This is a genomic window from Pseudoduganella sp. RAF53_2, from assembly GCF_052113985.1.
Lineage (GTDB): Bacteria > Pseudomonadota > Gammaproteobacteria > Burkholderiales > Burkholderiaceae_D > Rugamonas.
The window spans coordinates 1-8392 of the sequence record NZ_JBFRDW010000228.1; the positions used below are offsets into that span (position 1 = coordinate 1).

Annotated in this window: 8 protein-coding genes; 4 read left to right on the forward strand and 4 right to left on the reverse strand. The window is 61.9% G+C overall.

What is annotated here, in order from left to right:
• The coding region (locus AB4Z11_RS14950) for a penicillin acylase family protein (RefSeq protein WP_442026035.1) at window positions 1-1063 on the forward strand (1063 nt) is incomplete at its 5' end.
• A gap of 104 nt (window positions 1064-1167) precedes the next feature.
• The gene (locus tag AB4Z11_RS14955; protein WP_442026036.1) at window positions 1168-2484 is read left to right on the forward strand and encodes a hypothetical protein; all 1317 of its coding nucleotides are present in this window, start codon (window positions 1168-1170) and stop codon (window positions 2482-2484) included.
• Here the strand turns inward: AB4Z11_RS14955 and AB4Z11_RS14960 are convergent.
• From AB4Z11_RS14960 to AB4Z11_RS14970, 3 genes are all read right to left on the reverse strand, one after another.
• Complete coding sequence (locus AB4Z11_RS14960) at window positions 2383-3639, reverse strand: TCR/Tet family MFS transporter (protein WP_442026037.1); 1257 nt, start codon at window positions 3637-3639, stop codon at window positions 2383-2385. The genes AB4Z11_RS14955 and AB4Z11_RS14960 overlap by 102 nt on opposite strands.
• A 65-nt stretch (window positions 3640-3704) precedes the next feature.
• Window positions 3705-4892, reverse strand: coding sequence for a trans-sulfuration enzyme family protein (locus AB4Z11_RS14965; protein ID WP_442026038.1), 1188 nt, complete (start codon window positions 4890-4892; stop codon window positions 3705-3707).
• Entirely contained in the window at window positions 4889-6265 is a 1377-nt protein-coding gene (locus AB4Z11_RS14970) for a pyridoxal-phosphate dependent enzyme (protein ID WP_442026039.1), read from the reverse strand. Before AB4Z11_RS14970 ends, AB4Z11_RS14965 begins: the two co-directional genes overlap by 4 nt.
• A gap of 201 nt (window positions 6266-6466) precedes the next feature.
• Between AB4Z11_RS14970 and AB4Z11_RS14975 the strand changes: the two genes are divergently transcribed.
• A complete protein-coding gene (locus AB4Z11_RS14975; RefSeq protein ID WP_442026040.1) occupies window positions 6467-7021 on the forward strand; it encodes a thymidine kinase in 555 nt (184 codons plus the stop codon).
• 58 nt (window positions 7022-7079) lie between these two features.
• Window positions 7080-7529: a hypothetical protein gene (locus AB4Z11_RS14980; RefSeq protein ID WP_442026041.1), complete on the forward strand. Its 450-nt coding sequence runs from the start codon at window positions 7080-7082 to the stop codon at window positions 7527-7529.
• On the opposite strand, the gene map is transcribed toward AB4Z11_RS14980, so the two are convergent.
• Window positions 7526-8287 (reverse strand): type I methionyl aminopeptidase, encoded by a 762-nt coding sequence (gene map / locus AB4Z11_RS14985; RefSeq protein WP_442026042.1) that lies wholly within the window; start codon window positions 8285-8287, stop codon window positions 7526-7528. The two genes, AB4Z11_RS14980 and map, sit on opposite strands and share 4 nt — an antisense overlap.
• Between the last annotated feature and the right edge of the window lie 105 nt (window positions 8288-8392).

The following is an 8392-nucleotide window of genomic DNA, read 5'->3' on the forward strand; positions in this document are numbered from 1 at the left end:
GTCCAACAACACAGTGTACGCGGATGCCGATGGCAATATCGCCTACTTCCACGGTAACTTCGTGCCAGTCCGCGATACCAGGTTCGATTACACCAAACCGGTGGATGGCAGCAATCCGGCCACGGACTGGAAGGGCATTCACGCGGTGAAAGACACCATCCAGCTCTTCAATCCGAAGAATGGCTGGATTCAGAATACGAACAACTGGCCATTCTCCGCCGCCGGCGCATACAGCCCGCGTCCGCAGGACTATCCGGCCTATATGTCGATGAATCCAGAGAACGCACGCGGCATCCACGCCGTGCGCGTGCTGCAGAACAAAAAGGACTTCACGCTGGAGAGCCTGATCGCATCGGCTTACGACAACCAGCTGACCGCCTTCGAGCCGCTGCTGCCGCTGCTGGTGCGCGCTTATGACGAGGCGCCGGCCAGCGACCTGGCGAAGGCTTCGCTGACCGAGCAGATCTCGCTGCTGCGCGACTGGGACATGCGCTACACGCTGAACTCCATCCCGACTTCGCTGGCCATCTACTGGATGCAGGATCTGGTGAAGGTCTACGGCCCGGAGGCCAAAACGAAAGGCGTTTTGGTGCTGGACTATCTGGCCACCAGTGTCACGCCGCAGCAGCGCCTGGAAGCCCTGGTGCGCGCTTCGCAAAAGCTGGATAACGACTTCGGCACCTGGAAGACGCCATGGGGCGAAATCAACCGCTTCCAGCGCCTGACCGGCGACATCGTGCAGCCCTTCGACGACAGCAAGCCAAGCATCCCGGTCGCATTCGCATCGGGCAACTGGGGCTCGCTGGCGGCCTTCGGCATGACGTCCAAGCCGCACACCAAGCGCATTTACGGTGAGCGCGGCAACAGCTTCGTGGCAGCGGTGGAATTCGGTCCGCACATTCGCGCCAAGAGCATTCTGGCGGGCGGCGAGAGCGGCGACCCTGCATCGCCGCACTTCACCGACCAGGCGGAAATGTATGCGCGTGGTGAGTTCAAGGATGTGCTGTTCTACAAAGAAGACATCGAAAAGAATCTTGAGCGCAAGTACCATCCGGGTGAATGACCGGATTGTTTGAGCCAGCTCAAACAGGGTAGGGGGGATATGGCTTTTTCTCAAGGCGGATCGGCGCACAATGTGCTGCAGGTCCGCTCAGTTGGGAGGCCGCCATGTCCTCGAATACCGCAAGCCACAGTCAGAAAATCGAAGACTTCATTTTCGTGCGCGAGCTGAATGAAGTCTTCCTCCTCCTTGATCACATCTCCGGCCGCTGGGACAAAAGCCTTTACGGCAACGGCATCGCCGATGATGGTTCACCCCACATCAAAGAACTTTGCGCCATCGGCCTCACGCCTGCTGAAAGCGACACCGATCGCGTGCTGCAGGCCGTCAGGCTACTGTGCGCGAAGGACAGGCTGAATGCCGTGGCGCGTCCCGCCACCGGTATGACCATCGCCTTCACGCTGATGGTGGTTGGCGAAGAAAACCCGCGCAAACTGCGTAACTGGTTCCGCAATCTGGCTTACCGCGGCAATCGTGGCCACGATGCTGCACCGCTGCGGCCACGCCACGCAATCTATTGGGACATGCCTACCCGTCTCACACTCGCACGCTACGCTTTTCCGGGCCTGATCGATGCAGCCAAGCGCTTTAACCGGCGCGTGTTCCTGATCGTGCTGCTGCTCCTGATTGGGCTGGTGCTGACCTGTGTGATGTCGTGGCACGTCACTGGCGGCAACGTGATCCTGCAGCATCTGGACGCACTGTCGCAGCAGCATGCGGCGGTGGTGAAGTCCATCAGCGACGCCGAACTGCGCTTCACGTCCGACGAACAGGCGCGCCGTGCGAAATCCGGGGCTGTGACGCCGGAGCCGGTACAAGCGGTGCAGTATTGCCTGGCGGTGGACGAAGCGGGCCTCGCGCATTACCGCAATACCGAGGAATACCAGCTGTGCACGCGGCGCCGCCAGATTGAAACGCAAATGACCGCGGTGCGCACCAATCTGCGCAACTGGCTCCAGCCATGGAAGGATTGCTATGGCCGCGTGTCCGCCTGGTTCAGCACTCCGCACGAAAAGGCTGTGGAGGAGATCCAGAAGCGCGGCACGGAAGAACTGGCGCAAATCGTCACGCTGGTGGTCGGCACCGCCGTGCTGCCGCTTTGCTACGGCATTCTCGGCGCGGGAGCTGCTGTGGTGCGCGGGCTGTGGGCTAAGATGCGCGAAAGCCTGCTGTCGCCGCGCGATTACACGCTGGCGCTGCTGCAGCTGGCGCTGGGGGCGACAATCGGCGCCTGCATCGCGCTGTTCATCAACCCGTCAGGCCAGACGCCGGGCGCCGAAATCAGCTTGCTGGGCAACTGGGGCTTGAGCAGCTCCGCGCTCTCATTCATCGCGGGTTTCGGCGTCGAAGGCGTATTCCTGGCGCTGGAGAGCTTTGTCCGGCGCGTCTTCAACGTTGCTGACCCCAGCCGCACTATCCACTGAGCGGGTGAAGAAGACGGGAAGGCAGAACAGGTACAGCGCGGCGCCCGCAATCCATGCCGTACCGGGGAAGGTGTCGCGTGTGGCGACATACAGGGGGCTAAGCAGCAGCGGTCCGCCCACCGATGCCAGCGCGCCGACGCTGGCCAGCACACCCTGCAAGCGTCCCTGGAATTCCGGTCCCACGCGCGCCGACAGCAGCGATTGCAGAGCCGGTACTGCCGTGCCGCCCACGCAAAATAGCGGCATCAGCGCAAACGCCATCCAGCCCTGGCCTGCCAGCGCGATCAGGATATAGGCCGCGCTGTCGCTGACGATACCAATTAGCAGGCCGCGCTTTTCGCCAAAGCGCGAGGTAATCGGGCCAACCACGAAAGCCTGGGCCAGCGCATGGAACACACCGAAGCAGGCCAGCGATATGCCGACCGTCATGCCGTCCCAGTGGAATTTGTCCTGGCCGTACAGTACCCAGATGGTTCCGCCAACCTGGCCCACCACGGCAACCGCGCCGAACGCCAGCACCATGGGGCCGAGCGACTGGAAGCGCAGCAGCCAGCGCAAAGGCTCGAAAGGATTCAGTCCGTGCGGCTCCGTCGTTGCATTGGCAGGGCGCGATTCAGGCAGGAAGCGCAGGACCAGGAGCAGATTGATGCAGCCCAGCGCCGCTGCTGCGATGAAGGGCGCGCGCACCCACACGTCGCCCAGCACACCGCCGATCACGGGGCCGGCAATGAAGCCCACGCCCATCGCAGCACTTAACTGGCCGAAGCGGCGTGCGCGGTCTTCCTCTGGCGTGATGTCGGCAATCGTGGCGGACAGCACGGAAATGCTTGCACCCGCCGCGCCTGAAATCGCGCGGCCAATCAGCAGCAGCCAGAAGGTCGGCGCCACCGCCATGAACAGGTAGTCGATCGTGATGCCGGCCAGGGACGCCAGTAATACCGGGCGGCGTCCGAAGCGGTCGCCAAGGCTGCCCATTAGCGGGGCACAGACGAATTGCATCAGGCAGTAGATCGAGAGGAACAGGCCGTACTGCCAACCGAAGTTGGCTTCCTGGCCGACCTGCCGCAGCAGGCCGGGAAAGATGGGCATGACAAGCCCAATGCCGACACCATCAATGGCGGCCGTCGCCCAAATGGGCAGATAAGCGTTTTTCATTTTCTGAGCTAGTGCGGGCCGGGGCAGAGTCGACGTGCTCCGCCTGCCGGACCGGCCACTATACCTCAGATTGCATCAATTGCATCGAGGGCATTTCGCAGATCCTGCAAAAGATCTTCCACTGCTTCGATGCCGACGGAAAGGCGAATCAGGCCGTCGCCGATGCCCAGCAAGGCGCGCTGCGGTGCGGGGATGGAGGCATGCGTCATCAGGGCAGGATGCTCGATCAGGCTTTCCACGCCGCCCAGGCTTTCGGCCAGCGCGAACACTTCGCAGCGTTCCAGAAAGCGGCGCGCGCCAGCCAGGTCGGTATCGAGGTCGATGGAGATGATGCCGCCGAAGCCGTCCATCTGCTGTTTGGCCAGCGCGTGCTGCGGGTGCGATTCCAGACCGGGGTAGAACACCTTGCGCACCCTGGGCTGCTGCTCCAGCCAGCGAGCGATATGCAACGCGCTTTCGCAGTGGCGCTGCATGCGGATGGCCAGTGTCTTCACGCCGCGCAGAGCGAGGAAGCTGTCGAACGGACCAGCGATGGCGCCAACGGAATTCTGCAGGAAGGCCAGCTGCTCGCGCCATGCCGACTGGCGCTCTTCACCGGCCACCACGGCGATGCCGCCGATGATGTCGGAGTGGCCGTTCAGGTATTTGGTGGCGGAATGCACCACGATGTCGAAGCCGAATTCCAGCGGGCGCTGGACGATCGGGCTGGCGAAAGTGTTGTCCGCAATCGCGATGATGCCACGCTCACGGCAGATCTGGGCAATGCGGCGCAGGTCGGCCAGCTTCAGCATCGGATTGGTCGGCGTTTCGACCCAAACCATTTTCGTGTTGGGACGAATTGCGGCCAGCAGGTTCTCCGGATTGGTCAGATCCACATAGCTGAAATCCAGACCCGCGCTGCGGCGGCGCACGCGCTCGAACAGGCGGAAAGTGCCGCCGTACATATCGTCGCCGGCAATGATGTGCGAGCCCGAGTCGGCGATTTCCAGTACGCTCGAAATCGCAGCGAGGCCGGAGGCAAAGGCGAAACCCTGCGCGCCGCCTTCCAGGTCCGCCACGCAGCGCTCCAGCGCCCAGCGCGTGGGATTGTGCGAACGGCCGTAATCCAGGCCTTTGTGGACGCCTGGGCTTTGCTGCACGAAGGTCGAGGTGGCGTAGATCGGCGGCATGATGGCGCCGGTCGTCGGGTCGGGAGATTGGCCTGCATGGATGACGCGGGTCGCCAGGTGGGATTTGAATTTTTTCTCGTTCAAGATAGAGTCCTGCGCAGATGGTTGAGGAGGTCGTAGCGGGTAATCAGTCCATAGAATTTATCACCTTCAGCCACGATGGCGGTCAGGCCGCGGTCAAGGGTGCTGCGCAGCGCATCCATGCTGTCGCCGGGCGCCAGCGTTTCAATGCGGGTGGTCATGGTGCCGCTGACCGGGCCGGTGAAGCGGCTGGCGTCCTTCTCCACCTTGAACAGGATGTCCGATTCGTCGATGATGCCGGTCAGGCGGCCGCTCTCGATTACAGGCAACTGGGCCAGATCGGCGGAGCGCATGCGGTTGAAGGCGATCAGCAGCGTGTCGGTCGGCGCCACGCTGACCACATCACCGTTTTCGAAACGGCGGCCGATCAGGTCGCGCAGGTCGCCGAGGCGAGGACGCTGGATCAGGCCCTGGTCGAACATCCAGGCATCGTTGTAGACCTTGGACAGATAGCGCGTGCCCGTATCAGGCACCAGCGTCACCACGCGTCTGGCGGTCTTTTGTTCGCGGCAGTATTTCAGCGCAGCGGCCAGCAGCGTACCGGTCGAGGAGCCGCCGAGAATACCCTCGGCTTGCACCAGTGTGCGGGCGGCTTCAAAACTCTCCTGGTCGGTGATAGTGTAGGCCTGCTTGAAAGCGCTCATGGTCGCGTTGTTTGGAATGAAGTCCTCGCCGATGCCTTCCACGGCCCAGGAGCCGGTCACGTCGGACACCTGGCCCGTCTTGACGTATTCGGTCAGAATCGAACCCTTGGGATCGGCCAGCACGAACTCCGTGGATGGCGACACTTTCTTGAAGTAGCGCGACAGGCCGGTCAACGTGCCGCCGGAGCCGACGCCCACGACCACCGCATCAACCTCATGGCCCATCTGTTCCCAGATCTCGGGGCCGGTCGTGGTTTCGTGCGCAAGCGGATTGGCGGGATTGTTGAACTGGTCGGCAAAGAAGGCGTCGGGGATCTCGCTTGCCAGCCGCGCCGCGTAATCCTGGTAATACTCGGGGTGGCCCTTGCCAACATCGGAGCGCGTCATATGCACTTCCGTGCCGAGCGCCTTCAGGTGCAGCACCTTTTCCGTGGCCATCTTGTCCGGCACCACCAGCACCACGCGGTAGCCCTTGATGCGGCCGACCAGCGCCAGGCCCAGGCCCGTATTGCCGGCAGTGGCTTCAACGATGGTGCCGCCCGGTTTCAGGCGGCCGTCGTTCTCGGCGGCTTCGATGATGGACATGCCTATGCGGTCCTTGATGGAGCCGCCGGGGTTCTGCGATTCGAGTTTGAGGAAGAGGCGGCAGGGACCGGTATCGAGGCGGGTAACTTCGACCAGGGGGGTATTGCCGATCAGGCCGTAGAGCGCGGCCGTGCGTTCTTTTTGCATGCTGACTCCTTGCAGTCGCCAGGGCAAGCGATTGTGTCGCCGGCCCTTTGTTGAAAAGCGCGCATTGTCGAACGCGCTCGCTGAACAAAGAAGGAATGTTTTCGCACTAAGTTATGCGGATTCCGGATGCACTCAGAGTATGCGCCATTTTGTATAATCGCGTACCGCCGGAGACCGGCTTAACTAAAACACAACACCGCTGTGGCAAAACTCTACTTCCGCTACTCCGCGATGAACGCGGGCAAATCGACTGCAATGCTGCAGGTGGCTCATAACTACGAAGAGCAGGGCCAGGCCGTGCGTCTGTTCACGGCTGCCATCGACAACCGCTACGGCGTGGGCAAGGTGACGTCCCGCCTCGGTCCCCAACGCGAGACCGAACTGTTCGACGCCAATACCAACTTCCTGGCCGAAATCGAGAAGAAGGTAGCTTGCGTGCTGATCGACGAGGCGCAATTCCTGTCCACCGCCCAGGTCGTGCAATTGCACCAGCTGGCGCAGACCAAGGGCATTCCCGTGATCTGCTATGGCCTGCGTACCGACTTCCGCGGCGAACCATTCCCAGGCTCAGCTTATCTGCTGGCCCTGGCGGACGACATCGAAGAAATCAAGAACATCTGCACTTGCGGCAAGAAAGCCACCATGAATATCCGCGTGGACGAGCAGGGCAATCGCATCCGGGAAGGCGAGCAAATAAGTATTGGTGGAAACGAAGCTTATCGACAAGCATGTGGTCGTTGTTTCTATACTTCGTAACAAAGACGTAATAATTGCCGTGTAGCATCGCCCGATCAGTAATGCTGGGAGGGCCTCGATGCGACCGGATGCTTTGTATGCAAAAACCCCTGCGGGTCAGCAGGAGGTGCAGGCGCGCCGTGCGGGCCTGACCGCGCGCCAGCGAACCCTGCTGATCATGCTGGACGGACGCAAACCTTTGTCGGCGCTGCTGCCGCTGCTGCCGATGGAAGAGCTGGTGCCGGCGCTGGAAGCATTGCTCAGTCTTGGCTTCATCGCCGATCCGGCTGCGCTGGTGCCGAAGCGCGAACCAAAACTGGCCGAGGCTAAGTCCCTGATGCGTCAAAGTGCCGAGAAATACCTCGGCCTGCTGGCCGCCGATCTGGTGCGCCGCATCGAGATGGCGAAAGATGAAGCCCAGGTCCAGCATGCACTGGGCATGTGGCATATGGCCATGCGCGATTCCAAGTACGGCAAGGACGTCGCTGGTTCGCTGCTCGAACAGACCCGCAGCCTGCTTGAAGCTTAAGCGCGTTCCTCAGGACGCAGCGTCAATACGCGCACACCGTTTTTCGTGACGGCCACCGTGTGCTCGAACTGCGCGGACAGTTTGCCGTCGCGCGTGACGACCGTCCAGCCATCCTCTTCGGTCTCCACGGCATCGCGGCCTTCGTTCAGCATCGGCTCRATGGTGAACGCCATGCCTTCACGTAGCACCAGGCCTGTTTGCGGGCGTCCCCAATGCAGCACTTGCGGCGGCTCATGCATTTCGCGGCCGATGCCGTGTCCGCAATAGTCCCGTACGACAGAATAGCCGCTGCGTTTGGCATGGCGCTCGATTGCATGGCCCACATCTCCCAGCCGCGCACCGGGACGGACTGCGTGGATGCCGCGCCACATGGCCTCATACGTCACCTGCACCAGCCGCCGGGCGGAAGGTGAGACGGCGCCGACAAGATAGGTTTTGCTGGAGTCCGCGATAAAGCCATTCTTCTCCAGCGTGATATCGAAGTTCACTATATCGCCGTCCTGCAAGATATCGGACTCGGACGGCACGCCATGGCAAACCACGTTATTGCGCGAGGAGTTCAGCGCATAGGCAAAGCCGTACTGCCCCTTGCTGGCAGGGCGCGCCTCGAGTTCGTTCACGATGAAGCTGTCCACCAGATCGTTGACCTGCATGGTCGACATGCCGATCAGGCTTAGCGCATCGAGGCGGCCAAATACGCTTGCCAGCAGCCTACCGGACTCCGCCATCAAGGCGATTTCTTCGGGCCGCTTGGTCATGATGCCGCCATCGCCGCAGGCGGCTCGACGCCCGCAGCGCGCAACTCCCGCGCGACGATTTCATTGAACGTCAGCGTAGGATTCATTTCGCACAGCATGCCCATC

Coding starts and splice junctions, on each gene's coding strand:
- AB4Z11_RS14955 (WP_442026036.1), top strand. CDS start 1,168: ATGTCCTCGAATACCGCAAGCCACAGTCAGAAAATCGAAGACTTCATT.
- AB4Z11_RS14960 (WP_442026037.1), bottom strand. CDS start 3,639: ATGAAAAACGCTTATCTGCCCATTTGGGCGACGGCCGCCATTGATGGT.
- AB4Z11_RS14970 (WP_442026039.1), bottom strand. CDS start 6,265: ATGCAAAAAGAACGCACGGCCGCGCTCTACGGCCTGATCGGCAATACC.
- AB4Z11_RS14980 (WP_442026041.1), top strand. CDS start 7,080: ATGCGACCGGATGCTTTGTATGCAAAAACCCCTGCGGGTCAGCAGGAG.